At 68.2% G+C, this 23,318-nt stretch carries 26 protein-coding genes; 10 read left to right on the top strand and 16 right to left on the bottom strand.

Annotated features, from left to right (window positions below; genetic code table 11):
* The first annotated feature begins 131 nt into the window (after positions 1-131).
* From rplS to DIE12_RS19080, 3 genes are all read left to right on the top strand, one after another.
* On the top strand, positions 132-524 hold the full coding sequence (rplS, locus tag DIE12_RS19090) for a 50S ribosomal protein L19 (protein ID WP_006486838.1): 393 nt from the start codon (positions 132-134) through the stop codon (positions 522-524).
* Positions 525-611: 87 nt separating this feature from the next.
* The gene (locus DIE12_RS19085) at positions 612-1,298 is read left to right on the top strand and encodes a CoA pyrophosphatase (protein ID WP_124487487.1); all 687 of its coding nucleotides are present in this window, start codon (positions 612-614) and stop codon (positions 1,296-1,298) included.
* A 119-nt stretch (positions 1,299-1,417) separates the two neighbouring features.
* Positions 1,418-2,356: a CobD/CbiB family protein gene (locus DIE12_RS19080; protein ID WP_044844813.1), complete on the top strand. Its 939-nt coding sequence runs from the start codon at positions 1,418-1,420 to the stop codon at positions 2,354-2,356.
* A gap of 75 nt (positions 2,357-2,431) precedes the next feature.
* Here the strand turns inward: DIE12_RS19080 and DIE12_RS19075 are convergent, their stop codons facing one another.
* The 3 genes from DIE12_RS19075 to DIE12_RS19065 are packed head-to-tail and all read right to left on the bottom strand — an operon-like array spanning position 2,432 to position 5,004.
* On the bottom strand, positions 2,432-2,749 hold the full coding sequence (locus DIE12_RS19075) for a putative signal transducing protein (protein ID WP_044844812.1): 318 nt from the start codon (positions 2,747-2,749) through the stop codon (positions 2,432-2,434).
* A 57-nt stretch (positions 2,750-2,806) separates the two neighbouring features.
* Positions 2,807-3,748, bottom strand: coding sequence for a ribosome small subunit-dependent GTPase A (gene rsgA, locus DIE12_RS19070; RefSeq protein WP_040143718.1), 942 nt, complete (start codon positions 3,746-3,748; stop codon positions 2,807-2,809).
* On the bottom strand, positions 3,745-5,004 hold the full coding sequence (locus tag DIE12_RS19065) for a M48 family metallopeptidase (protein ID WP_124487485.1): 1,260 nt from the start codon (positions 5,002-5,004) through the stop codon (positions 3,745-3,747). The genes rsgA and DIE12_RS19065 overlap by 4 nt, the downstream gene beginning before the upstream one ends.
* Before the next feature lie 117 nt (positions 5,005-5,121).
* Between DIE12_RS19065 and orn the strand changes: the two genes are divergently transcribed.
* Positions 5,122-5,742, top strand: a complete 621-nt coding sequence (gene orn, locus DIE12_RS19060) for an oligoribonuclease (protein ID WP_124487484.1) — start codon at positions 5,122-5,124, stop codon at positions 5,740-5,742.
* Between the two features lie 16 nt (positions 5,743-5,758).
* Here orn and mog read toward each other — a convergent pair whose 3' ends face one another.
* Both mog and yjgA read right to left on the bottom strand, forming a co-directional pair.
* Positions 5,759-6,376 carry a molybdopterin adenylyltransferase gene (gene mog / locus DIE12_RS19055; protein WP_124487483.1) on the bottom strand — a complete coding sequence of 206 codons (618 nt, stop codon included), beginning with the start codon at positions 6,374-6,376 and terminating at the stop codon, positions 5,759-5,761.
* Entirely contained in the window at positions 6,360-6,965 is a 606-nt protein-coding gene (yjgA, locus tag DIE12_RS19050) for a ribosome biogenesis factor YjgA (protein WP_311768014.1), read from the bottom strand. The genes mog and yjgA overlap by 17 nt, the downstream gene beginning before the upstream one ends.
* Positions 6,966-7,093: 128 nt before the next feature.
* On the opposite strand from yjgA, the gene pmbA reads away from it, so the two are divergent.
* On the top strand, positions 7,094-8,464 hold the full coding sequence (gene pmbA, locus DIE12_RS19045; protein ID WP_044844808.1) for a metalloprotease PmbA: 1,371 nt from the start codon (positions 7,094-7,096) through the stop codon (positions 8,462-8,464).
* A gap of 90 nt (positions 8,465-8,554) precedes the next feature.
* Here the strand turns inward: pmbA and DIE12_RS19040 are convergent, their stop codons facing one another.
* The 3 genes from DIE12_RS19040 to DIE12_RS38110 form a co-directional block, all read right to left on the bottom strand.
* The gene (locus tag DIE12_RS19040; RefSeq protein WP_044844807.1) at positions 8,555-9,055 is read right to left on the bottom strand and encodes a dihydrofolate reductase; all 501 of its coding nucleotides are present in this window, start codon (positions 9,053-9,055) and stop codon (positions 8,555-8,557) included.
* A 255-nt stretch (positions 9,056-9,310) separates the two neighbouring features.
* Complete coding sequence (locus DIE12_RS19035) at positions 9,311-9,637, bottom strand: hypothetical protein (protein ID WP_124487482.1); 327 nt, start codon at positions 9,635-9,637, stop codon at positions 9,311-9,313.
* Positions 9,638-9,760: 123 nt separating this feature from the next.
* Positions 9,761-10,159 (bottom strand): hypothetical protein, encoded by a 399-nt coding sequence (locus tag DIE12_RS38110; RefSeq protein WP_185500389.1) that lies wholly within the window; start codon positions 10,157-10,159, stop codon positions 9,761-9,763.
* Between DIE12_RS38110 and DIE12_RS19030 the strand changes: the two genes are divergently transcribed.
* Complete coding sequence (locus tag DIE12_RS19030; RefSeq protein ID WP_124487481.1) at positions 10,139-11,536, top strand: sigma-54 dependent transcriptional regulator; 1,398 nt, start codon at positions 10,139-10,141, stop codon at positions 11,534-11,536. The genes DIE12_RS38110 and DIE12_RS19030 overlap by 21 nt on opposite strands.
* 42 nt (positions 11,537-11,578) lie before the next feature.
* Positions 11,579-12,550: a thymidylate synthase gene (locus tag DIE12_RS19025; RefSeq protein ID WP_044844804.1), complete on the top strand. Its 972-nt coding sequence runs from the start codon at positions 11,579-11,581 to the stop codon at positions 12,548-12,550.
* A gap of 103 nt (positions 12,551-12,653) precedes the next feature.
* On the opposite strand, the gene DIE12_RS19020 is transcribed toward DIE12_RS19025, so the two are convergent.
* Together DIE12_RS19020 and DIE12_RS19015 are read right to left on the bottom strand one after the other, a co-directional pair.
* Positions 12,654-15,200: a DUF6600 domain-containing protein gene (locus tag DIE12_RS19020; RefSeq protein ID WP_124487480.1), complete on the bottom strand. Its 2,547-nt coding sequence runs from the start codon at positions 15,198-15,200 to the stop codon at positions 12,654-12,656.
* Between the two features lie 162 nt (positions 15,201-15,362).
* On the bottom strand, positions 15,363-16,070 hold the full coding sequence (locus DIE12_RS19015) for a helix-turn-helix transcriptional regulator (protein WP_124487479.1): 708 nt from the start codon (positions 16,068-16,070) through the stop codon (positions 15,363-15,365).
* A gap of 178 nt (positions 16,071-16,248) precedes the next feature.
* On the opposite strand from DIE12_RS19015, the gene DIE12_RS38105 reads away from it, so the two are divergent.
* Positions 16,249-16,389, top strand: a complete 141-nt coding sequence (locus DIE12_RS38105) for a hypothetical protein (protein ID WP_185500387.1) — start codon at positions 16,249-16,251, stop codon at positions 16,387-16,389.
* Positions 16,390-16,525: 136 nt separating this feature from the next.
* Positions 16,526-17,038, top strand: a complete 513-nt coding sequence (locus DIE12_RS19010; RefSeq protein WP_014897688.1) for an acyl-CoA thioesterase — start codon at positions 16,526-16,528, stop codon at positions 17,036-17,038.
* A 57-nt stretch (positions 17,039-17,095) separates the two neighbouring features.
* On the opposite strand, the gene fumC is transcribed toward DIE12_RS19010, so the two are convergent.
* From fumC to DIE12_RS18995, 3 genes are all read right to left on the bottom strand, one after another.
* Positions 17,096-18,490: a class II fumarate hydratase gene (fumC, locus tag DIE12_RS19005; RefSeq protein ID WP_044844800.1), complete on the bottom strand. Its 1,395-nt coding sequence runs from the start codon at positions 18,488-18,490 to the stop codon at positions 17,096-17,098.
* Between the two features lie 144 nt (positions 18,491-18,634).
* Complete coding sequence (gene norM / locus DIE12_RS19000) at positions 18,635-20,023, bottom strand: multidrug efflux MATE transporter NorM (protein WP_124487478.1); 1,389 nt, start codon at positions 20,021-20,023, stop codon at positions 18,635-18,637.
* Between the two features lie 129 nt (positions 20,024-20,152).
* The gene (locus tag DIE12_RS18995) at positions 20,153-20,371 is read right to left on the bottom strand and encodes an RNA-binding S4 domain-containing protein (protein WP_006753074.1); all 219 of its coding nucleotides are present in this window, start codon (positions 20,369-20,371) and stop codon (positions 20,153-20,155) included.
* A 280-nt stretch (positions 20,372-20,651) separates the two neighbouring features.
* Between DIE12_RS18995 and DIE12_RS18990 the strand changes: the two genes are divergently transcribed.
* A complete protein-coding gene (locus DIE12_RS18990) occupies positions 20,652-21,062 on the top strand; it encodes a hypothetical protein (protein ID WP_124487477.1) in 411 nt (136 codons plus the stop codon).
* Between the two features lie 117 nt (positions 21,063-21,179).
* On the opposite strand, the gene DIE12_RS18985 is transcribed toward DIE12_RS18990, so the two are convergent.
* From DIE12_RS18985 to DIE12_RS18975, 3 genes are all read right to left on the bottom strand, one after another.
* Positions 21,180-21,956: a DUF4088 family protein gene (locus DIE12_RS18985; protein ID WP_044844797.1), complete on the bottom strand. Its 777-nt coding sequence runs from the start codon at positions 21,954-21,956 to the stop codon at positions 21,180-21,182.
* 159 nt (positions 21,957-22,115) lie between these two features.
* Complete coding sequence (locus DIE12_RS18980; protein ID WP_044844796.1) at positions 22,116-22,454, bottom strand: AzlD domain-containing protein; 339 nt, start codon at positions 22,452-22,454, stop codon at positions 22,116-22,118.
* A complete protein-coding gene (locus DIE12_RS18975) occupies positions 22,451-23,224 on the bottom strand; it encodes an AzlC family ABC transporter permease (RefSeq protein ID WP_124521385.1) in 774 nt (257 codons plus the stop codon). The genes DIE12_RS18980 and DIE12_RS18975 overlap by 4 nt, the downstream gene beginning before the upstream one ends.
* Positions 23,225-23,318: the final 94 nt, after the last annotated feature.

Raw genomic sequence — 23,318 nt, 5'->3', positions numbered from 1 at the left:
CGGCGTCGCGGACGGGAAATGGCGGTGCCGTGCATGTGTGTGCGGTGCCTGATGTGAATCCATCCTCTATCGGGGCCAGGCCTGGAAACGGGCGGGTGCAAACGCCGACAAGATGGCATAAGGAGTCAGTAATGAATCTGATCGCAAAACTTGAGCAGGAAGAGATCGAGCGCGCGCTCGCCGGCAAGACGATCCCCGATTTCGCCCCGGGCGACACGGTGATCGTGAACGTGAACGTGGTTGAAGGTAACCGCAAGCGCGTTCAGGCTTACGAAGGCGTCGTGATCGCGATTCGCAACCGCGGCCTGAACTCGAACTTCATCGTCCGCAAGATCTCGTCGGGCGAAGGCGTCGAGCGTACGTTCCAGACGTACTCGCCGCTGCTGGCGAGCATCGTCGTGAAGCGTCGCGGTGATGTGCGTCGTGCGAAGCTGTACTACCTGCGCGAGCGTTCGGGCAAGTCGGCTCGTATCAAGGAAAAGCTGGTGTCGAAGGATCGCGCCGCAGCAGCTTCCCAAGAGTAAGAGCTGTAAGGAAAAAGCACCCACCCGGGTGCTTTTTTCATTCTGGCGCGACAATATGCTCGTTATGTCACGAACACGAGAGCCCCATTGAATCGCCGCCCCATCATTGATCCCGAAGTGCTGCCGGTTGAAGGCACCGGCGCGGGCCTGCCGTCCATCGAGTCCCGCCTGATGACGCCGCCCGGGCTGCGCGCGCGTTTTGCGCGCACGCTCGAATGGAGCGTCGAGCCCGGCGAGGCGCGGCTGCAGGAGGGCGTCGACCCGCGCAGCGCCGCCGTCCTCATCCCGCTCGTCGTTCGCGAGAGCGGCCTCACCGTGCTGCTGACCCAGCGCGCCGATCACCTGAACGACCATGCCGGGCAGATCAGCTTCCCCGGCGGCCGTCGCGAGCCGTTCGATCGCGATGCGACGGCAACCGCGTTGCGCGAGGCGAAGGAAGAAATCGGACTGGCCGCCGAGCCGGTGGAGATTCTCGGTGCGCTGCCCGACTACCTGACGGGGACCGGTTTCTGCGTGACGCCCGTCGTGGCGCTCGTGCATCCGCCGTTCACCGTGCAGGCCGACACGTTCGAAGTCGCCGAGATTTTCGAGGTGCCGCTCGCGTTCCTGATGAGCCCCGCGAACCACCAGGTGCGCGTGTTCCGCTGGGAAGGCGGCGAGCGTCGTTTTTTTGCGATGCCCTATCCCAGTGGCGAATCAGCCGGGCATTACTTCATCTGGGGCGCAACTGCCGGCATGTTGCGCAATCTCTACCGCTTTTTGGCAGCCGGCTGACTTCCCGCGCTGTGCGGCGCGCGCGGCCGGCCGCCGGGCGATCGCATCGTCAGCCATGCGTCGCTTACGCTGTGCTATCGTTATGCAAAAAATGACATAACTCCGAAGACGGCGCACGCATGACTTTCTTTTCGGTTCTCCTCGCTCTCATCATCGAACAGGTCCGCGCGTTGTCGCCGAGCAATCCGGTGTTCGCGCTGTTCCAGTTTCACGCGGAAACCGTCGCGCATGGCCTCGACGCCGGCAAGCAAAAGCATGGCGTGCTCGCATGGCTCGCGGTCGTGCTGCCGTGGGTGTTGATCGTCGCGCTGATCTACTTCCTGCTGTACAAGGTGAGCTTCGTGCTGGCGTTCATCTGGAACGTCGCCGTCGTGTATTTCACGCTCGGTTTTCGCCAGTTCAGCCACTACTTCACCGATATCCATCTCGCGCTCAACAACGACGACGTGCCGCGCGCGCGTGAAATCCTGCACGAGTGGACGGGCCTCGACACGGTCGACATGCCGGTCGGCGAAATCGTCCGTCATACGCTGATTCATGCGGTCGTTGCGTCGCATCGTCACGTGTTCGGCGTGTTCTTCTGGTACGTGCTGCCGATCGGTCCGGCCGGCGCCGTGCTGTACCGCATCTCCGAATATCTCGCGCGCAGCTGGTCGACGCCGGGCGACGATCGCACGGCCGCGTTCTCGACGTTCGCGCAGCGCGCGTTCTTCGTGATCGACTGGATTCCGTCGCGGCTGACCGCGCTCGGTTTCGCGATCGTCGGCAACTTCGAGGACGCGATCTACGCGTGGCGCAATCACACGCGCCAGTGGCCCGACCCGAACGACGGCGTGCTGCTCGCGGCCGGTAGCGGCGCGCTCGGCGCGCGCCTCGCGGGGCCGCTCGCGGAACCATCGAGCCTCGACGCGCTGGCGGTTGGCGACAGCGGTCCGTTGACGGTCGGTGACGATTGCACGCCGCGCACGCTGCAGTCCGCAGTCGGCCTGGTGTGGCGCGCCGTGATCCTGTGGATGATCCTGCTGTTGATGCTGACGCTGGCCGTCTGGGTATCGTGACGCGGCAGCGCAGTGCGCGACGAAACGAAAAGGCCGGCTTCATGCCGGCCTTTTTGCTGTGTGTGACCCATTCGCTCAGTCGTCGAGCGGATCGCGTATGGCGCCACATTGCCAGCAGGCGGTGAACTGGGCCTCGAGCGCCTCGCCGCACTGACGGCAGCGCCACGGCGCGGCGCCGGCCGACGGGCCGTGCGACGCGGCATCGAGAAGCCGCCGCGCGAGCGCATCGTCGCGCTCGTCGTCGAGCCACAGCTCGGGCGTGCACGCGTCGGCGGGCAGGCCGCCGAGCGCACCGGTCGCGTAGCAGTTGTGCAACTCGCAGCCGATGCCGGCCACCTGCAGCACGTTCGCCCAATGCTGCGCGGTGGCGAGATCGGGGGCCTTGAAACGCATCGCGGCTCCTGTCGGTGAAGGCCGGGCGGGGCACCGGCCGTCTTCTGCCCGCCGCGGTCAGCGGACGATCTGGCTTGCCTCGTGCACGAGCTGTGCGTAAAGCGCATGCCGCGACGGTGCAATTCGGCCGTCGGCGACGGCCTCGAGAATCGCGCAGCCCGGCTCGTGCAGATGATGGCAATTATAGAAACGGCAGTCCGCGAGCAGCGGGCGGAATTCCGGGAACGCGCGCTCGAGGCGGCCTTCCGTCAGGTGGTAGAGGCCGAATTCCTGGAAACCCGGCGAATCGATCAGCGCGCCGCCGCCGTCGAGCGGGTAGAGGCGCGTGAACGTCGTCGTGTGGCGGCCGCTGTTGAGCGCGGCCGAGATTTCGCGGGTCGCGGCCTCGGCATCGGGCACGAGCAGGTTCACGAGCGTCGACTTGCCCATTCCGGACTGGCCGAGCAGGATGGTCGAATGGCCGGCCAGATGCGGCATCAGCTGCGCACGCGCATCGTCGGGCGCGCCCTTCACCGACAGCTCGAGCACGTCGTAGCCGAGCGCGCGGTAGGGCGCGAGGCGCTCGCGGGCGACCGGCAGCGCGGCCTCGACGTCGATCTTGTTCAGCACGACGAGCGGCTTCAGTTCGTTCGCTTCGGCTGCGATCAGTGCGCGACCGAGCAGGTCCTCGCTGAAATAGGGCTCGGTCGCGAGCACGATCAGCAGCTGGTCGAGGTTGGCCGCGAACAGCTTCGACTTGAACTGGTCGGAGCGGTACAGCAGGTTGCGCCGCTCGCCGATCTCGACGATCACGCCCTGGTCGGCCGACGCCTGCTCGTATACGACGCGGTCGCCGACCGCGATCTCGCTTTTCTTGCCGCGCGGGAAGCACTGCAGCATCGGGCCGCCGTCGTCGGGCGCGACGATGTAGTGGCGGCCGTGCGCCGCGATCACGCGGCCTTCGACACGCGGCGCGCCCGACGCGCGCGGGGCCGGCTTGCGGGAGGTCGGCCGGCTCATGCGTGCTGCATCAGGCGGTCGATCCGCTGCGACGCGGGCGGATGCGAGTAGTAGAAGGCCGTGTAGACGGGGTCCGGCGTGAGCGTCGACGCGTTGTCCTCATAAAGCTTCACGAGCGCGCTGACGAGATCGTGCGCGTCGGTCTGGCTGGCCGCGAACGCGTCGGCCTCGAATTCGTGCTTGCGCGACGTCAGGCTGCTGAACGGAGTTGCAAAGAACAGGAACACGGGGATCGCGAGGAAGAACAGCACGAGCGCGGCGCCCGCGTTGCTCGTGTCGAGCGACGGCGTGACGCCGAGCCCCGTATAGAACCAGGTGCGCTGCGCGAGCCAGCCGAGCAGCGCGAGCAGCACGAGGCTCAGCACGAACGACACGAGCATCCGCTTCATCACGTGGCGGCGCTTGAAGTGGCCGAGCTCGTGCGCGAGCACGGCCTCGATTTCCTGGCCCGTCAGCCGCGCGAGCAGCGTGTCGAAGAACACGATCCGCTTCGATGCGCCGAAGCCCGTGAAGTACGCGTTGCCGTGCGCGGAACGGCGGCTGCCGTCCATCACGAACAGGCCCTTCGCCGCGAAGCCGCACCGTTTCATCAGCAACTCGATGCGCGTGCGCAGCGCTTCGTCCTTCAGCGGTTCGAACTTGTTGAAGATCGGCGCGATGAAGGTCGGATAGATCAGCAGCACGAGCATCTGGAACGCGACCCAGACGATCCAGGTCCACAGCCACCACAGGCTGCCGGCCTGGTTCATCAGCCACAGCACGACGAACAGCAGCGGCAGGCCGAGCACGGCGCCGAGCAGCGTGTTCTTCAGCATGTCGGTGAAGAACAGGCGCTTGGTCATCCGGTTGAAGCCGAACCGCTGCTCGATCCCGAACTGGCGGTAATACTCGAACGGCACGTCGATCACGCTCGTGATCGCGAGCACGGCGGCGACGAGCGCGACCTGCTGCCCGTAGCCGCGGCCGAACCAGCCCGTCAGCAGCGTGTCGAGGGCGCCGACGCCACCCAGCAGCGTGAGGCCGACCAGCACGGCCGCGCTGACGACGATCTCGAACATCGCCAGCCGGGTGCGCTCGACCGTGTAGTCGGCCGCACGCTGATGGGCAGTCAATGGAATGGTGGCGCTGAACTGCGCGGGCACGCTGTTGCGATGTGCGGCGACGAAGCGGATCTGCCGCGACGCGAGCCACAGCTTGGTGACGACCATCGCGAGCACGGCGATCGCGAACAGCAGGGTGAACGAAAAGGGTGACATCGAAGGCGCCAAAGGGTTCTATGCGAGAATTATATGTTCTTGCGGACCGGGCCCGCTCACGCGATGCCGGCCGCCCGGGCGGCGCCATGCGCCGTCCGCCATTTTCCAGGATGACTCATGACCGATACCGCCGCTTCCGCCAGCCAGTCCGCGCTCGTGCGCAACGAGTTGAACCTCGTCTGGCTCGACATGGAGATGACCGGCCTCGACCCGGATAACGACCGCATCATCGAAATCGCGGTCGTCGTGACCAACTCGACGCTCGACATCGCGGTGGAAGGCCCCGTGTTCGCGATCCACCAGAGCGACGAAACGCTCGCGAAGATGGACGACTGGAACAAGTCGACGCACGGCCGTTCGGGGCTGATCGACCGCGTGCGCGCGTCGACCGTGACCGAGGCGGACGCCGCCGCGCAGTTGCAGGCGTTCCTCTCGCAGTACGTGTCGCCCGGCAAGTCGCCGATGTGCGGCAACTCGATCTGCCAGGATCGCCGCTTCATGGCGCGCTGGATGCCGGAATTCGAACGATTCTTCCACTACCGCAACCTGGACGTCAGCACGCTCAAGGAGCTGTGCCGCCGCTGGCAGCCGGCGATCTACAAGGGCTTCCAGAAGCGTGCGATGCACACGGCGCTCGCGGACATCCACGAGTCGATCGACGAACTGAAGTACTACCGCGAGCATTTCCTGATTCCGGCCGCGTCGGCGCCGGCAGGCGAGTCCGCGCCGGCCGCCTGAGCGGGCCGGCACGCGCTCAGCGTGGCGCGCGCTGCGCGCTCTTCGGCCGGAACGCCGCGACCACCGCGGCGTCGGTCTCGATGTACGGGCCGCCGATCAGGTCGATGCAGTAGGGCACCGCCGCGAAGATGCCGGGCACGGTCGACTTGCCGTCGGCGTCGCGCAGCCCTTCGAGCGTTTCCCGGATCGACTTCGGCTGGCCGGGCAGGTTGATGATCAGCGCCGCGTGGTCGGCCGTCTCGCGAATCACCGCGACCTGCCGCGACAGGATCGCGGTCGGCACGAAATTCAGGCTGATCTGCCGCATCTGTTCGCCGAATCCAGGCATTTCCTTCGTCGCCACGGCCAGCGTGGCTTCCGGCGTCACGTCGCGCCGCGCCGGGCCGGTGCCGCCCGTCGTCAGCACCAGATCGCAGCCGGCGACGTCGACGAGTTCGGCCAGCGTGGCGGAGATCGTCGGCGCGTCGTCCTGGATCAGCCGGGTTTCGGCGCGCCATGGCGAGCGCAGCGCGCCGGCGAGCCATTCCTGGAGTGCCGGGATGCCCTTGTCCTCGTAGATGCCCGTGCTGGCGCGGTCGCTGATTGACACGAGGCCGACCACGAGTTCGTCCGGGTGGTTACGCTTCGTCGTCATGGTCGTCTCCGGCGTCGTCCGGCGCTTCGTCTGCCTCCGCCTCGTCGGTGCCGCTCGCGGTCTTGATCCACTGGAACAGCTCGCGGAAATAGCGCGGCGGCTTGCCTTGCTGCGCTTCCTTGCGCGCGTTGCGGATCAGCGTGCGGCCTTCCTGGATGTCGGCTTCGGGGTGCTGGCGGAGGAACTCGGTCAGCGCGTCGTCGTTCGCGAGCAGCCGTTCGCGCGTGCGCTCGATCCAGTGCAGGCGGGCGGTCGCGGCCTTGTTCACGCCTCGCTGGGCGTCGAGCGCGGTGCGCAGCGCAGCCGTTTCGTCGTCGGTCAGCGAGCGCATCACGCGGCCGACGTACTGGAGCTGGCGGCGCTTGCCTTCGTGGTCGGTGATCCGGCGTGCCTCGCGCACGGCGTCCGCGAGGTCCTCGGGCATCGGCATGCGCTTGAGCGCGTCCTTCGGCAGGTCGACCAGGGCCTGGCCGAGCTCCTGCAGCGCGTGCATCTCGCGTTTCAACTGGGATTTGCTGGGGCGATCGTAGCCATTGCCGGCGTCGTCGTCGGCGTGCTCGATCGGCTGGATTCGGGTTTTGCGTGTCATGGGCGGCATTGTATCGCGGCGCGGACGCCCCAAGCTTGTCGGTATATGGCCCCGGACCTTGCTATGATCGCGGGATACGCAACATTTTGACCATGCGGGCGGATCGCCCGCCACCGGATATCACGACGATGGCAGCCAATCTCGACGTACAAGCGCGCTATTTCCCGCACACGCAGGACCAGCTCAAAGAAATTGCCTCGGACATCCTTCGCCATGCGAAGGCGCTCGGCGCGACGGACGCCGCGACCGAAATCTCCGAAGGCGACGGCCTGTCGGTGTCGGTACGCCGCGGCGAGGTCGAGACGATCGAACACAACCGCGACAAGATGGTCGGCGTGACGGTGTTCATCGGCAAGAAGCGCGGCAACGCGAGCACGTCGGATTTCTCGCCGGCCGCGATCAAGGATACCGTCGCCGCCGCGTACAACATCGCGCGCTTCACGGCCGAGGACGACGCGGCCGGCCTCGCCGAGGCCGAACTGCTCGAAACCGACCCGCGCGACCTCGACCTCTATCACCCGTGGGCGCTGACGGCCGACGAGGCCGTCGAGCTCGCCCGCCGCGCGGAGGACGCCGCGTTCGCGGTCAGCCCGCAGATCCGCAACTCGGAAGGCGCGAGCGTGTCGGCGCAGCATTCGCAGTTCGTGCTCGCGACGTCGCGCGGTTTCCTCGCCGGCTACCCGTACTCGCGCCACTACATCGCGTGCGCGCCGATCGCGGGCACCGGCCGCCACATGCAGCGCGACGACTGGTATTCGTCGAAGCGCAGCGCGGTCGATCTCGCGGCGCCGGAAGCCGTCGGGCGCTATGCAGCCGAGCGTGCGCTGGCGCGGATGGGCGCGCGCCGTCTCGACACCCGCAAGGTGCCCGTGCTGTTCGAGGCACCGCTCGCGGCCGGCCTGCTCGGCGCATTCGTGCAGGCCGTCAGCGGCGGCGCGCTGTACCGCAAGACGTCGTTCCTCGTCGACAGCCTCGGCAAGCCGGTGTTCGCACCGCACGTGCAGGTCGTCGAGGATCCGCACGTGCCGCGCGCGATGGGCAGCGCGCCGTTCGACGAGGAAGGCGTGCGCACGCGTGCGCGCAGCGTCGTCAACGACGGTGTCGTCGAAGGTTACTTCCTGTCGACCTATTCGGCGCGCAAGCTCGGCACGCAGACCACCGGCAACGCGGGCGGCTCGCACAACCTCGCGCTGCGCAGCTCGAACACGCAGCCGGGCGACGATTTCGACGCGATGCTGAAGAAGCTCGGCACGGGCCTGCTGCTGACCGAGCTGATGGGACAGGGCGTGAACTACGTGACCGGCGACTATTCACGCGGCGCGGCCGGCTTCTGGGTCGAGAACGGCGTGATCCAGTATCCGGTCGAGGAAATCACCGTCGCGAGCACGCTGCAGGAGATGTTCCGGCATATCGTCGCGATCGGCGCGGATTCGATCGTGCGCGGTACGAAGGAAACGGGCTCGGTGCTGATCGAGCAGATGACGATCGCCGGGCAGTAAGCGGCGCGGCATCGGCCGCCAGGAAACGAAAAGCCCGACCGGCGTTCATGAGCCGGTCGGGCTTTTTTGTCGCGTGCCGCGTGCCGAGTGTCAGCCGCGCTTGCGCTCGTACACGACGAACGCATAGCCGAACGTATTGGGCGTGGCGGCCTGGTGCGGGTCGCGCGAGACTTCGCGCCAGTGCGCGGGATCGGGCGCCGGGAACGACGCATCGCCGTCGAAGTCGGCATCGATCTCGGTGACGACCAGCTTGTCGGCGAGCGCGAGGCCTTCCGCATAGAGTTGTGCGCCGCCGATCAGGAATGCTTCGGGCGCGCCGTCGCGCGCGGCGAGCGCGAGCGCGTCGGCGAGCGACGTGACCGTGTCGCAGCCGTCGAAGCGGCGCGCTGCGTCGCGCGTGACGACGATATTGCGGCGGCCCGGCAACGGCCGGCCGATCGACTCGTGGGTCTTGCGGCCCATCACGATCGGCGCGCCCATCGTCGTGCGCTTGAAGAACGCGAGGTCCTCGGGAAGTTTCCAGGGCAACTGGTTGTCGCGGCCGATGATGCCGTTGCGGGCGCGCGCGACGATCAGGGTCAACGTCGTCATGAAGATCGGGGGAAGAGGAGAACCGGAATGGCGCCGATTCTACCGGAATGGCGGCGCGAGACCGCGCCGGGGCGGATGCGCGGGCGTAGGTGCGGCGTTTGCTCCGTGATGTCCTGAATAAAAAGAGTGCCCGCCGGGGGACGGACACAAAAAACGGTTCGCGTCGCGAAGTCGACGCTGCAGGAAACGACCTGCGCCGTTCATTTTATTCTGCAATCCTCATCGATTAGGCAGCATGATGGAGTCATGTGCGGATTATTGATGCATGCGGTTCCCTGCGGTTCCTTCCATCGCATGCTGCGCGTTGCCGGGGAGCGCCACAGGAATCGGTATCGGCAGCCGGGCCGGCGGGACGAGCTCGTCCCACAGCGTCACCGACGACTTGTCTGACGAACGCGCTCGCGGCGCGGCGACGGGCATGATGCGGAAGCGGTGGTCCTGTTGCATGCGCGGCGCGTTATCGGCAAGCGGCATCGCGCGTTCGGGCCTCGTGCTTTCTTCCGAGCGTGCCGGCATGAAGTGGCAGGCGAGTGCGAATGCAATCGTCATCTGCACACAAGACTGCAAAAAAACTGTTCGCATGGCCGCCTTCTCCCGATCCGTTACGCGTTCAGCGAAATGCATGCCATCGGGCGAAGCGCATTGCCGCGTCTGCGATTTGCGGGGAAGCGTCGTGACTTGCGATCGAAAACGCCGGGAAATGTTTCAGGCGTGAAACGAGGGGGCTCGGGAATACTGCGGATTCAATCGATACGCGTCAAGGATGAAAATTTGCGCGTGTGTCGATGCAGGTACGCGTCGCTGCGCGTTTCTATGTGCAGACGATTGATCAACGTCGACCACTGAGCGATTCGACCGTTCGCTCATCCGCGCTGCAATCGGTTTGTCGTATTCGGCGCCTATAACTAAGCTGTCTTGATCAAAAAAATAACTGGACGCGAGATGAGCGCCATCATGCGAGGCCTGTCGTCGCCGCGCATCGGCATGGCGAATCGAGCCGCTTCGGCTGACCCGGTTCGATCCTTTTGCACGCGACTTGGCGTGTACGGCAATCGTTAGACGGTTGATGAACGGGGTGAGCATATGGGAGCCGAGCAGCGGCATGTGATCTACTTCTCGCGCGAGCCGAACGACGCGTTGCGCGGGCATTTCGACGAATGCGGGTGGCGCGTCGATCTTGCGGAAAGCGCACGCGACGTGCGGCGTGTCGTGCAGCACGGCGTGGCAACGGCCGGCCTGCTCGATTTCTCGCCGGGTTTTCGGCCCGCGGATTTGCGCGAACTCGAAGCGTGTCTGAGCATCCAGCACATCGGCTGGATCGCGGCGACCCGGCGCGGCCAATTGCAGGACGCGACGCTGCGGCATCTCATTCGTGACTATTGCTTCGACTACGTCACGATGCCGTACGAGGCGGCGCGCATCGTCGAGACCATCGGCCACGCGCACGGCATGATCGCGCTGACCGAGCCGGTAGCCGCACCCGTCGGTGCCGGACGCGCCGAAGGCGAGATGGTCGGCACCTGCGACGCGATACTCGGGCTGTTCAGGACGATCCGGCGCGTGGCGACGACCGATGCGCCGGTGTTCATCTCCGGCGAATCGGGTACCGGCAAGGAACTGACGGCCGTGGCGATCCACGAGCGCTCGGCGCGCGCGCAAGCGCCGTTCGTCGCGATCAATTGCGGTGCGATTCCGTCGACGCTGCTCCAGGCCGAACTGTTCGGCTATGAGCGCGGCGCGTTTACGGGCGCGAACCAGCGCAAGATCGGCAGGGTCGAGGCCGCGAACGGCGGCACGCTGTTTCTCGACGAGATCGGCGACCTGCCGCTCGAGAGCCAGGCGAGCCTGCTGCGGTTCCTGCAGGAAGGCAAGATCGAACGGCTCGGCGCGCATGTATCGGTGCCGGTCGACGTGCGCGTGATCTGTGCGACGCACGTGGACATGGAAGCGGCGCTGCGCGAAGGGCGGTTCCGCGAGGACCTGTTTCATCGGCTGTGCGTGTTGAAGATCGAGGAGCCGCCGCTGCGCGCACGCGGCAAGGATATCGAACTGCTGGCGCGCCACATGCTCGAGCGTTTCAAGGGGGATGCGCATCGCCGCCTGCGCGGCTTCTCGCCGGACGCGATCGCCGCGCTGTACGGCTATTCGTGGCCGGGCAACGTGCGCGAGCTGATCAATCGCGTGCGCCGCGCGATCGTGATGTCGGAGGGCCGGATGATTACCGCGGCCGATCTCGAACTCAACGAATTCGCGGTACTGGCGCCCGTCTCGCTCACCGAGGCGCGCGAAGCGGCCGAACGGCAGGTGATCGAGCAGGCGCTGCTGCGTCACCGCGGCCGGTTTGCCGACGCGGCGCGCGAACTGGGCGTGTCGCGCGTCACGCTGTACCGGCTGATGTGCGCGCATGGCATGCGCGATCGCGGCGACCCGCTGGGCGGGTTTTCGGCACCGTTGCCGGAGGTTCAGCATCACGCTTGCTAGAATTGGCGGGTAACGGTCGCCCTCGCGGCCGAAGGAACCCGCATGAAACAGTACCTCGACCTCGTTCGCACCATCCTCGACACCGGCACCTGGCAGGAGAACCGCACGGGCATCCGCACCATCAGCATGCCCGGTGCGATGCTGCGGTTCGACCTGCAGCAAGGTTTCCCGGCGGTCACGACCAAGAAGCTCGCGTTCAAGTCCGCGATCGGCGAACTGGTCGGTTTCCTGCGCGCATCGCGCAGCGCGGCCGATTTCCGCGCGCTCGGCTGCAAGGTGTGGGACGCGAACGCGAACGACAACGCACAGTGGCTCGCGAACCCGTACCGCCAGGGCGTCGACGATCTGGGTGACGTGTACGGCGTGCAATGGCGCCAGTGGCCCGGCTACAAGGTGCTCGACGCGGGCGCCGAGGCGCAGATCGCCGACGCGACGCGCCGCGGTTTCCGGATCGTCACGCGCTTCGACGAGGACGGGGTGCCGAAGGTGCTGCTGTACAAGGCAATCGACCAGCTGCGCCAGTGTCTCGACACGATCATGGAGAACCCGGCCGACCGCCGCATCCTGTTTCACGCATGGAATCCGGCCGTACTCGACCAGATCGCGCTGCCCGCATGCCATCTGCTGTACCAGTTCCTGCCGAACGTCACGAAGCGCGAGATTTCGCTGTGCCTGTACATCCGCAGCAACGATGTCGGGCTCGGCACGCCGTTCAACCTGACGGAAGGGGCCGCGCTGCTGTCGCTCGTCGGCCGGCTGACGGGCTACACGCCGCGCTGGTTCACGTACTTCATCGGTGACGCGCACATCTACGAGAACCAGCTCGACATGCTGCAGCAGCAGCTCACGCGCGAGCCGTACGACAGCCCGCGGCTCGAAATTGCCGAGCGCGTGCCGGACTATGCGAAGACCGGTGTTTATGCGCCCGAATGGCTCGAGCAGATCGAGCCGTCGGATTTCTCGCTTGTCGGCTACCGTCACCATGAGCCGCTGACCGCGCCGATGGCGGTCTGAGCCCGGCCTGCGACGGCGGCGGGTGAGGCGACCCGCGCCAGGCAGCATGAAGAAGGCCCGACCGGCACTCGCCGGGTCGGGCCTTGCCGTTTCAGCGGTCGGGTTACTGGTGGCGCCGCTCGTCGTGGCCGCCGGGCGGCGGATTGCCCGGGTGCGGCGCCTCGACGTGCGGCGCCGGTTGCGGCCGCGGTTCCATGCGCGGCGCGGGCATGGACGGCCGCGGTTCCATGTGCGGCGCGGGCATCGACGGCCGCGGCTCCATGCGCGGGGCCTGCGGCTGCGGTCGCGGCATGTCATGCACGGCGGGCGCGGGCGGACGGTACTCGTTCACGTGCGCCGGCGCGACTTCGCGGCGCGGTGCCGGTTGCGCGAATTCGGGGCGCGGTTGCGGTGCCGGAGCGGTCCGCTCGGGCCGCGGCTGCGCATGCTGGGCCGGTGCCGCGAAATCGGGGCGCGGACTCTGCTGCGGAATCTGCGCGGTCATGTCGAGTCGCGGTTGCGGCAACGCGCGCGGCGTTTCCTGCCGACGGCCGGGCTGCGTACCGGGCGTGGCTTCCGGATGCGGGACCGGCGCCGCGCTGCGCACGGGCGGCAGCGCGTTCTGTCCGGCTGCGTGGAGTGCCGTCGGCGGCGTCGGGCGCTGACGCTCCATCGGCGTGTGCGGCTGCATCCACGCGGGCGCGGGCGCCGCGGCCGCATGCGTGTTGTCGCGCCCGGCCGGCTCGTTGGCGGCCGCCGGCGGATGCGGGACGCCATTTCCGGGACTCAACGCCTGATGCGGAGCCGGATGGCCCGGCGCCTGCGGCATCGCACCGTTGGCGAAGCGCGGCGCATTGGGGGCTTCGCCGTTCATCGGTCGTGCGCCGTTCGCCACGACCGGCATCGGCGCACCAGGCCGCGCGACCTGGGCCGGTGCCGGCTGGCCGTCGCGTGGTGCGTGCGCCGGTTGCACGACGGGACCGTGCGGATTCACGAGCTGCACGTTGCGCATCGCCCACGCACCGGCTTTCGGGTTGCCCGGAACGCGGACGGGGCGCGCCTGGTAGTCGGCCGGCACGCTCGTCCTCGCGACCGGTGCGCCTGCACCCGGCACGTGCTGGCCCTGCCGGGCGAGATGCGCGGCCGCCTGGTCACGATAGGCGGCCGGCACGGCCGGATTGCGCGTCGCGACGAACGTGTGCTGTCCGAGCGCCGCCGGCGGACGGTAGCTGGCCGTGCGCAGTCCGCCGGTCAAGCTCTGGCGTACCGGCGCAATGCCGGGCGTGCCCGGCATCACGTGCGCGTTGCGCCACTGCTGCGGATCGACGCGTTGCGCGAAGTGCGCGACCGGCTGGCCGTGCACGAACGCGGACGCCGGCACGGCCGTGATCGCATGCGGCGCGCGGAAATTCACGTACGTCTTGTTGATGTTCGTGATGTTCGTGATGTTGGTGATGTTCGTCACGTTCACGGTCTTGTTGACCGTCACGTTGTTGACCACGATGTTCCGGTTTACGCGATCGTAGTAATGCGGGCTCCAGCCGCCCCAGCCGGGATGCCAGGGTTCGCCCGGACCGAGTGCGAACCATGCGCAGCCGGCCGCCGCGACGCCGCCGACCGTCAGCGCGACGCTCCAGTCTGGACCGCCGCCGCCGCCCACGAAGGCGACGAGCGCCGGCGCGTAGACGGGCGGCTGGCTGACGACCATCGGGCCGGGCACCCACGCCCAGCTGTCGTCGACATAGGCCCAGCGGCCGTAGTGATACGGCGCGAAGCCCCACGGCGCATCGTCGACCCAGGTCCAGCCCCACGGCGCCTGCCAGATCCAGTGACCGTCGTGATACGGCGCCCAGTCGGCGGGCGTGTCGTTCGGCACCCAGACCTCGCCGTAATTCGGGGTTTCGCGCCACGTGCCGTTCGCGTCGAGATCCTGATAGCCGGGCACGTCGCGCGATACGTAGCGGGCCGACACCGAGCGCTGCTCGGCCGCATCGCGGCCGGCGGCCCACTGGTCGAGCGCATCGAGAGCCGGCGCGGCCGATTGCTGCGCGACCTGCAGGTCGGTGCCGGTGAACACGACCTGCTGTCCGGGCGACAGCGGATACTGCCCGTTGCTGCCGTAGACGGTCGCGCTGCCGCTGCGCACGGTGACCGTCGTGCTTGCGCCATTCGGCGCGACGTCGACGCGAAAGTCGCCCGGGCCCGAGATGCCGAGCGCGAGATTGGGCGTGTCGATTTCGTACGACCCGCCGGACGGCAGATCGCGCACGTGCGTCGATACGGTGCCGAGCCCGACCTTCAGCTGCGTCGTGGTGTCGTCGAGGTTGAGCACCGACAGGCTCGTCGATTCGCCGAGTCGCACCGCGGTCGAGCCGATGTGCAGTTCCGAGCGCGCGCCGGCATCGTTCCACAACTGGTCGCCGGTCGTCAGCGGCCGGTTCACGGCGGCGTACGACCACGTATCGGTGCCGGCGGGCTCCGTCGTCACGGCACCCGACTTGTAGTTGAGCCGCGCGACGCGGCTCGGCGGATCGCCGCCCGACTGCCGGGCGGCGGCCGCATACGCGGCGGCCTCGGTCGTTTGCGCGAATGCGGTGGGCACGGTCGCCAGCGCGGCGAACGCGAGCAGCGTGCAGCGGGCGGTTCGCTTGAGCGTGAACAGGGAAGCCATGATGAGCGTCTTCGTCGTTATCGCGGCGCGTCGATTCGTGCCGTTGAATTCACGATATCCGCTCGGCCTGTTTCAGTGCTCGGTGTTTTGTAAGTCGGATGGCACGCGATGTAACAAAACCTGTCCATCGCGCGCCGTTGTCGTCCCGTCGCAATGTACGCGTCAAGCGGACGTAAGCCAGTCGTCGAAAACCTGCTGTCCGGGCACGGTGACGCGCAGCACGCGCGGCCGTGCGGTGCGCTCGATCCAGCCGTGGGCGCAGAAGCTGTCGAGCAGTGCCGCGCCGAGCGCGCCGCCGAGATGGGGGCGGCGCTCGCTCCAGTCGAGGCAGCCGCATGCGAAGCGGCGGCGGCGCATGCGCTGCTGCGCGACGTCGATGCCCCAGTGCGCGAGCGCCCGGGTGCCGAGCTCGGTGGCTTCGATCGCGTCGCCGTCCGCCTGCAGCCAGCCGCGTGCGGTGAGCCCGTCGAAGATGCGGACCGCGAGTTCGCCGGCCATGTGGTCGTAGCAGGTGCGCGCGTAGCGCAGTTCGGCCGGCACCGCGCGCGACGGCGGCGGCACCGGACGGTTCGGCGCGGCCGCGCGGGCCACGTTCGCGAGCGCCTCGAGCGACGCCGCGATGTCGGCCGACGCGAGCCGGTAGTAGTGGTGCCGGCCGCGCACGTCGAGCGCGAGCAGGCCGCCTTCGGTCAGGCGCGCGAGGTGCGCGCTCGCCGCGGACGGCGACAGCCCCGCGATCATCGTCAGTTCGCCGGCCGGCCGCGCGCTGCCGTCCATCAGCACCCACAGCATCGCGGCGCGCCCCGGATCGGCGATCAGGGCTCCGATTCGGCTCAGGCCCGGAAAGTGGTGGTCGTCTTGATCGGTCATCGTCGTGTCTCGTCAGGCGGAATGACTGCAGTGTAGGTGCTGCGCACATTCGATGTTTCGTGTTCGGGTGAAATGTCGGATGCGGCGGGGCGGTGCGCGACCCGCGGTCGCCGGCCGCGCACGCGTAGAATGGCCGGACGCGGCGGCAGTGGGCCGCCGGATGCGACACGATGCAACGATGAAGACGATTTTCTGCCTGTTGGCCGCCGCGTTCCTTTGCGCGGCCTGTGCGCAGGGCGGTGCAGGCGCCGCCGGCGAGCGGGGCGGCAGCCTCGAGATGTACGGGACGATCGATCAGGGCATCACGGTGCGCCGCTGACGGACGTCGATCGCCAGTGCCGATGCCGGTTCGGCGCACGGCCGCGGCCGGCCGTGCGGCGGGCGCTGCGACGTGTTGCCGCAGTGCAACGTATAATGCGCCGAGTGCCGTACCCCCGCCGCCTGGAGCTACCACGATGTCCCAACCATCCCCCGTACCGGCCGCCCTCGACCGCACCGAAACCGTATTCCGCTTCCTCGCCGAGCCGTCGTCCGTGAACTTCGGCGGCAAGGTGCATGGCGGCGCGCTGATGAAGTGGATCGACGAGGTCGCGTACGCGTGCGCGGCGGTCTGGTCGAGCCGCTATTGCGTGACGGTCAGCGTCGGCAATATCCGCTTCCAGCGTCCGATCCTCGTCGGCAACCTGGTCGAGCTGAAGGCGCGCGTCGTCGCGACGGGCCGCACCAGCATGCACATCCATGTGTCCGTGCACGCCGGCGATCCGAAGGGCGGCGTGCTGCGCCAGACGACCGACTGCCTCGTCGTGTTCGTCGCGGTCGACGAGAACGGCAACCCGGTGCCGGTGCCGCCGTTCGTGCCCGAGACCGACGAGCAGAAGGTGCTCGCGAAGTATGCGGCCGACGTGCGCGCCGCGCTCGACAAGATCGTCGAGATGAAGCCCGAGGAAGTGGCGAAGGGCACCGTCTGACGACAACGGGCGCGGCGTTCGCGCCGCGCCCGTCGCATCATCGCGTCGCCCCCGCGATTACCGCGATCCGATCATTTCCTCGGGGCGCACCCACGCGTCGAATTCCGCCTCGGTCAGGTAGCCGAGCGCAAGCGCGGCGGCCTTCAGCGTCGTGCCTTCCTTGTGCGCCTTCTTCGCGATCTGCGCGGCCTTGTCGTAGCCGATATGCGGGTTGAGCGCCGTCACGAGCATCAGCGATTCGTTCAGCAGCAGATCGATGCGCGCGCGGTTCGGCTCGATGCCCGCCGCGCAGTGGTCGTTGAAGCTCTGCGCGCCGTCGGCGAGCAGCCGCACCGACTGCAGCACGTTGTGCGCGATCATCGGCCGGAACACGTTCAGCTCGAAGTTGCCGCTCGCGCCGCCGACGTTTACCGCGACGTCGTTGCCGAACACCTGGCAGCACAGCATCGTCACGGCTTCCGACTGCGTCGGGTTCACCTTGCCCGGCATGATCGAGCTGCCCGGCTCGTTTTCCGGAATCGACAGTTCGCCGAGCCCGCAGCGCGGCCCGCTCGCGAGCCAGCGGACGTCGTTGGCGATCTTCATCAGGCCGGCCGCGACCGTCTTCAGCGCGCCGTGCGCGAACACCAGCGCGTCGGCGGCCGCCATCACCTCGAACTTGCTCGGCGCGGTCACGAACGGCAGCGTCGTCAGCCGGCCGATCTCGTCGGCGACGCGCACCGCGAACTCCGGATGCGCGTTCAGCCCGGTGCCGACGGCAGTGCCGCCGAGCGCGAGTTCGTACAGGTGCGGCAGCGCCGATTCGACGTGCCGAATGCCCTGGTCGAGCTGCGCGACGTAACCGGAAAATTCCTGCCCGAGCGTGAGCGGCGTCGCGTCCTGCAGGTGCGTGCGGCCGATCTTCACGATATCGGCGAAGGCCTTCGACTTCGCGTCGAGCGTCGCGCGCAGCGTGCGCAGCGCGGGCAGCAGATGGTTGACGATCGCGTACGCGGCCGCGACGTGCATCGCGGTCGGGAACACGTCGTTCGACGACTGGCCGCGGTTCACGTCGTCGTTCGGGTGGACCTTGCGTGCTTCGCCGCGCTCGCCGCCGAGCAGTTCGCTCGCCCGGTTCGCGATCACCTCGTTGAGGTTCATGTTGGTCTGCGTGCCGGAGCCCGTCTGCCACACGGCGAGCGGGAATTCGCGCGGATGCTTGCCCGCGATGATCTCGTCGGCCGCGTCGATGATCGCGCGCGCCTTGTCGTCGGCCAGCACGCCGAGCGACTGGTTCACGGCGGCCGCGGCGCGCTTGACGATCGCGAGCGCGTGGATCAGCTCGGGCGACTGCTTCTCGGTCGAGATCCGGAAATTCTGCAGCGAGCGTTCCGTCTGCGCGCCCCAGAGCCGGTTGGCCGGCACGGCGATCTCGCCGAACGTGTCGCGTTCCATCCGAACTGCTTCGTTCATGATGCACTCCTCTTGGGAAGGGGAAAGGCCGCGCGTCGCGCGGCGTCTGGCGTATCGTGAGGCAGTCGCGCCGCTGGCGCGACGCGTTGGGTCTTCAACCGACAAGCATAGCGCCGGCCGCGATTTTGCGTCGTGTCGTCGCGCTCAGCGCGTCGATGCGACGAGCGATGCGCTCTTCAAATGGAAGCGCCAGGCCATCAGCGCGGCGACGCTCGCGAGGCCGGCCGCGAGCCCCCACCACAGGCCGCGTGCGCCAAGGCCTGCATGGAACGCCAGCCAGTAACCGGTCGGGAAGCCGATGCCCCAGTAGCCGAGGGTCGCCGCGAGCATCGGGATGCGCGTATCGCGCAGTCCGCGCAGCGCGCCCGAGCCGACGGTCTGCATGCCGTCGACGATCTGGAACACCGCGGCAATGCCGAGGAGCGACGCGGCCAGCGACACGGTCGCCGCGTTGGCCGGATCGTCGAGCTGGAGGTACAGGCCGACGATCGCATGCGGCACGACGATCAGCACGAGCCCCGACAGCGACATGAACGCGACGCCGAGGCCGAGCGCGACGAAGCCCGCATGCCGCGCGGCGACCGGCTGGCCGGCGCCGACCCAGTAGCCGACCCGCACGTTGGCGGCCTGGCCGATCGCGAGCGGCACCATGAACGCCACCGACGCGACGTTCAGTGCGATCTGGTGCGCGGCAAGCGACGTCGCGCCGAGCACGCCGATGGTCAGGCCCGTGGCGAGAAACAGCGTCGATTCGACCCCGTACGTGATCGCCACCGGCCAGCCGATGCCGATCAGCTCGCCCATCATCGGCAGTTTCGGGCGGGCGGCGGTCACGAAATGGCGGAACCGCTGGCGGCCGTGCAGCAGCCAGATCAGCGCGAGCGCGGTGAGCCAGATGGTGATGGTCGTCGCGACCGCCGAGCCGAGGAAGCCGAGCCGCGGCAAGCCGAAGGCGCCGTGGATCAGCCCGTAGTTCAGCACGCCGTTCACGCCGACGCCGCCGATCGACACCCACAGCAGCCGCCGTGCGGCGCCGATCGCCGGCAGGAAGGCGCGCATCAGCCCGACGCCGATCAGGCTGCCGAGCGCCGCGAACCGCAGGATGCCGGTGTACTCGCCGACGTGACGCGCGAGCGTGGGCGGCTCGTGGAACATCAGCAGGATCGGCTCGGACAGCGACAGCGCGACGATCGCCGGAATCGCGAGCAGCACGGACAGCACGAAGCCGGTCCAGTAGATGTGCGGCACGCGGTGTTCCGCCTGCGCGCCGCGCGCATGCGCGACGCTCACGCTGACCGACGACAGCACACCCTGCAGCACGGTCACGATGACGAAGAAGAAGTTCGCGCCGAGGCCGCCCGCCGCGAGCGAATCGGGGCCGAGCGAGCCGAGCAGCACCGTGTCGGTGACGCTCATCGCCATTTGCGAGAGTTGTGCGATCGCGAGCGGTGCGGCGAGGCGCGCGGTATCGGCGGCATGACTGGACAGCGACGGCGGCGCGGCGGCCGTCCGCGTAAGACCGGAATGCGACATGGAATGGGCGCTCGCGCGGGTGCGGGCCCGCGCTGTCTGTATTTATTTTGAGAGACGGCTAGCTTACGGCTTTATTCGAACGGTGTCGAACGCGCGCGCCGATGGCCATGTCACGGTGAGGGGGAACCGCTATGCGTCGTGAACCGCGATCCGCGTATCGCCGAACAGCACGACCTGGCCCGCGCGGATCTTGCAGGTCTTGCGCAGTTCGACCACGCCGTCGACTTTCACCGCGCCGGACGCGACGAACATCTTCGCGGTGCCGCCGCTGTCGGCGAGGCCGGTGATCTTGAGAAGGTTGTGCAGCTCGACGTACTCGCCGGTCAGCGTGAAATCCAGGTTGGGCATGACGAAGGAGGCGCGCGACGCGCGGGAGGAATCGCCCCGCATCATACGGCACTGCGGGCCCGCGCGCGAGTGCGGCCGCGCGCGCATGTTTGCGCCCCGTAGCTGTTAAGGACTGTGAGCGATTCGTCAGCAAATGAAACGGTGGGTAACAGTCTGAGAGATTCGAGAACCGGCCGTGCCGCCCGCGGGTCTTTCATCGTACCTGCTGCGTGTCGCGGCAGGGGACGCGACGGAGCGTATCGATGCGCTCCGCGCCCACAACTTCTTGAGGAGGATTGTCATGTCCAAGATTCGTACGATGCTGATTGGTGCCGCGCTGACGGCGTTCGCCACTTCGGCCGCATTCGCGCAGACCGGCGTCGCGGCGCAGGGCACCGCAGGCGCCGGCGTGCAGACGCAGGCGCCGGCAGCGGGGGCAGGCGCAGACGCGGGTATGCAGGGTGGTGCCGGCGCGAATGCGTCGGGCAACGCGGTCGGCGGCGCAACCGATGCGGTTGGCGCGGCAGCCGACGGCGCGAAGGATACGGCGGCGTCGTCGGTCCACTCGACCAAGAAGCACGCGAAGCATGCGGCGAAGTCGGCCAAGCATCACGCCGGCTCGGCGAAGTCGAAGGTGGGCGACGAAGCGGTCGAAGGCAGTGCGTCGGCCGGCGTGCAGGGCGGTGCATCGGCCTCGGGCGCCGCGCAGTAAGCGGCACCCCGACGTCGCACGACGCTCGCCCCGGACGGCGCGTCGTGACGGCGATCGACCGGCGGCCCGGTTCGCTTCGCGCGAACCGGGCCGTTCTTCATGCGTGGACGCGGGCCGTCACGGCCGGCGCTGCTCCGGCCCCGGTCCGTGTGCCGGTCTTGCCGCGGACGGGGTAAATACGCTGCGCAGCCACGCGGCGAGCCGCGTGAATACGTCGTATGGCTCGTCGACGAAGATCTCGGGCTTCAGCAGCCGCAGATATTCCATGATCTGCTGCGCTTCCTGTTTCTGGAACGAGCCGTGCGCGAGCCCGAGCCGCAGCAGGCCGCGCAGTTCGCCGAGCTTGTCGCGCGCGGCGCTGCCGACGCTCATCTCGCACGCGAGCTTCGCCTCGTAGATGCGCTGGCGCAGCGATTCCGCGAGCCGCCACGCGGGCGTCTGCATCGATTCCTCGAGCGCCTGGATGTCGTGGACCGCGCTCTTGATCTGCGCCGCGAGCGGATCGACCAGCGACGCATCGCCCTGCGCTTCGGCGACGATCGCCTTGGCCCAGTCGCGGCACGCCTTCGCTAGCTCGTCGGGCGTCCATTCGGAGCGCGACGCGAAGCCGAAGCCGAATTCGCCGGCCTGCCGCATCAGGATCGCGACGACGTCCGGGAATTCCTTGTCGAGCGTGCGCTTCGCCCACGCGTACTGGCCGCCCTCGAGCATCCGCTGCACGGCGTGCTCGGTCAGCGGCACCATGTTGTCGAGCAGCTTGGCGCGCAGGAAATCCTCGAACGACGGCGTCGCGAACTGCGGGTCGAGTTTCAGCGACACGCGCACGAACGCGTCGTAGTCCTTGCGCAGGGACGCAAGCGTGTCGTCCTTGAGGGAAAGGGTGATCTGGCCCATGAATCGTCTCGATGGCGGCCCGCGCGGGCCGGCGGCCGACATCGCGCACCGGTGCGGGCGCGGCGTCGACGGACCGGTTCGCGCCGAGGCCGATGGCGGGTCTTCACTTCCTATATCGGCGCGCCGGACGGAAACTTGAGCGCGGCCGGCGAGGTCCGCTCAGGCCGGCAGCCAGTGCGGCATCACGACCCCTTGCCAGAAGAAGAACACCGCGAGCCCGACCGCGATCGTCACGAGCGGCCGGCGTGTCGTCGCCGACACGAGCACGGCGGCGAGCGCGCCGACCAGCTGCGGATTGCGCCAGGTCAGCTCGGCCGTGCCGCCGTGCGGCGAGACGGTCATCGGCACGATGATCGCAGTCAGCACGGTGACGGGCACGAAGCCGAGCGCGGTCCGCACGAGCGGCGGGAAGGTCAGCCGCTCGCCGAACAGGAACAGCGTCGTCCGGATCGCATAGGTGATCACGGCCATCCCGAGGATCAGCAGCGCGTAGCTCACGATGCGGCCTCCGTGCGTGAAGCGGTGCGCGAACGCTCGTGCAGCAGCGTGAGCGCGACGCCGACCACGACGCCGGCGGCGACCGCGCCCAGCAGCCCGAGCTTGTACGGCCAGCCCTGCCAGAAGTACGCGAGCGTGCCGGCCGTCGCGGCGGCCGCCAGATAGCGCAGCGTGCCGAGCTGCGGGACGACGATCGCGATGAAGGTGGCCGCCATCGCGAAATCGAGGCCGAGCGACTGGAGGCCCGGGAAGGCCGCGCCGAAGCCGATGCCCGCGAGCGTCCAGACCTGCCAGTTCAGGTACATCGCGAGGCCCGAGCCGAAGAAGTAGTGCGGGCCGATCGCGCCGGGCGGGAAGTGGCGGTAGTGCGCGTAGGCGACCGCGAACACCTCGTCGGTCATCAGCGCGCCGAGCGTCGCGCGCCAGCGCAGTGGCAGGTGCGCGACGTACGGCGCGAGCGTCGCGCTGTACAGCAGGTGACGCAGGTTCACGATCAGCGTCGTCGCGAGCACGACGACGAAGCTCGCGCTGCCCGCGATCAGGCCGAGCGCGATGAATTGCGCGGAGCCCGCGAACACCGCGAGCGACATCAGCGCGCCGTGCCATGCGGCGAGCGGGCCGCCGCCGACGAGCGTGCCGAAGATCACGCCGAACGGTGCCGCGCCGATCATCATCGGGATCGTGTCGCGTGCGCCGTCGAGCCACTCGTTGAGCGGGGGGCGAGGCGGGGGCGTAGGTGTGGGTGTGGGGTTCAAGGGGCGCGTCTCCATGAAATGGAGGATAGCGGGGTGATGCAGCGGCGGCTTGTATGTTCTTGCGCCCGCGCGGGTGCCGATGGCGCTGCGTGCGTGCGGGTTGCCGTCC

The organism is Burkholderia sp. Bp9015 (assembly GCF_003853505.1).
Taxonomy (GTDB): Bacteria; Pseudomonadota; Gammaproteobacteria; order Burkholderiales; family Burkholderiaceae; genus Burkholderia.
This window is presented reverse-complemented; position numbering and strand designations above follow the sequence as displayed.

Coding starts and splice junctions, on each gene's coding strand:
- rplS (WP_006486838.1), top strand. CDS start 132: ATGAATCTGATCGCAAAACTTGAGCAGGAAGAGATCGAGCGCGCGCTC.
- DIE12_RS19080 (WP_044844813.1), top strand. CDS start 1,418: ATGACTTTCTTTTCGGTTCTCCTCGCTCTCATCATCGAACAGGTCCGC.
- DIE12_RS19075 (WP_044844812.1), bottom strand. CDS start 2,749: ATGCGTTTCAAGGCCCCCGATCTCGCCACCGCGCAGCATTGGGCGAAC.
- rsgA (WP_040143718.1), bottom strand. CDS start 3,748: ATGAGCCGGCCGACCTCCCGCAAGCCGGCCCCGCGCGCGTCGGGCGCG.
- DIE12_RS19065 (WP_124487485.1), bottom strand. CDS start 5,004: ATGTCACCCTTTTCGTTCACCCTGCTGTTCGCGATCGCCGTGCTCGCG.
- orn (WP_124487484.1), top strand. CDS start 5,122: ATGACCGATACCGCCGCTTCCGCCAGCCAGTCCGCGCTCGTGCGCAAC.
- mog (WP_124487483.1), bottom strand. CDS start 6,376: ATGACGACGAAGCGTAACCACCCGGACGAACTCGTGGTCGGCCTCGTG.
- yjgA (WP_311768014.1), bottom strand. CDS start 6,965: ATGACACGCAAAACCCGAATCCAGCCGATCGAGCACGCCGACGACGAC.
- pmbA (WP_044844808.1), top strand. CDS start 7,094: ATGGCAGCCAATCTCGACGTACAAGCGCGCTATTTCCCGCACACGCAG.
- DIE12_RS19040 (WP_044844807.1), bottom strand. CDS start 9,055: ATGACGACGTTGACCCTGATCGTCGCGCGCGCCCGCAACGGCATCATC.
- DIE12_RS19035 (WP_124487482.1), bottom strand. CDS start 9,637: ATGCGAACAGTTTTTTTGCAGTCTTGTGTGCAGATGACGATTGCATTC.
- DIE12_RS19030 (WP_124487481.1), top strand. CDS start 10,139: ATGGGAGCCGAGCAGCGGCATGTGATCTACTTCTCGCGCGAGCCGAAC.
- DIE12_RS38110 (WP_185500389.1), bottom strand. CDS start 10,159: ATGCCGCTGCTCGGCTCCCATATGCTCACCCCGTTCATCAACCGTCTA.
- DIE12_RS19025 (WP_044844804.1), top strand. CDS start 11,579: ATGAAACAGTACCTCGACCTCGTTCGCACCATCCTCGACACCGGCACC.
- DIE12_RS19020 (WP_124487480.1), bottom strand. CDS start 15,200: ATGGCTTCCCTGTTCACGCTCAAGCGAACCGCCCGCTGCACGCTGCTC.
- DIE12_RS19015 (WP_124487479.1), bottom strand. CDS start 16,070: ATGACCGATCAAGACGACCACCACTTTCCGGGCCTGAGCCGAATCGGA.
- DIE12_RS38105 (WP_185500387.1), top strand. CDS start 16,249: ATGAAGACGATTTTCTGCCTGTTGGCCGCCGCGTTCCTTTGCGCGGCC.
- DIE12_RS19010 (WP_014897688.1), top strand. CDS start 16,526: ATGTCCCAACCATCCCCCGTACCGGCCGCCCTCGACCGCACCGAAACC.
- fumC (WP_044844800.1), bottom strand. CDS start 18,490: ATGAACGAAGCAGTTCGGATGGAACGCGACACGTTCGGCGAGATCGCC.
- norM (WP_124487478.1), bottom strand. CDS start 20,023: ATGTCGCATTCCGGTCTTACGCGGACGGCCGCCGCGCCGCCGTCGCTG.
- DIE12_RS18995 (WP_006753074.1), bottom strand. CDS start 20,371: ATGCCCAACCTGGATTTCACGCTGACCGGCGAGTACGTCGAGCTGCAC.
- DIE12_RS18990 (WP_124487477.1), top strand. CDS start 20,652: ATGTCCAAGATTCGTACGATGCTGATTGGTGCCGCGCTGACGGCGTTC.
- DIE12_RS18985 (WP_044844797.1), bottom strand. CDS start 21,956: ATGGGCCAGATCACCCTTTCCCTCAAGGACGACACGCTTGCGTCCCTG.
- DIE12_RS18975 (WP_124521385.1), bottom strand. CDS start 23,224: ATGGAGACGCGCCCCTTGAACCCCACACCCACACCTACGCCCCCGCCT.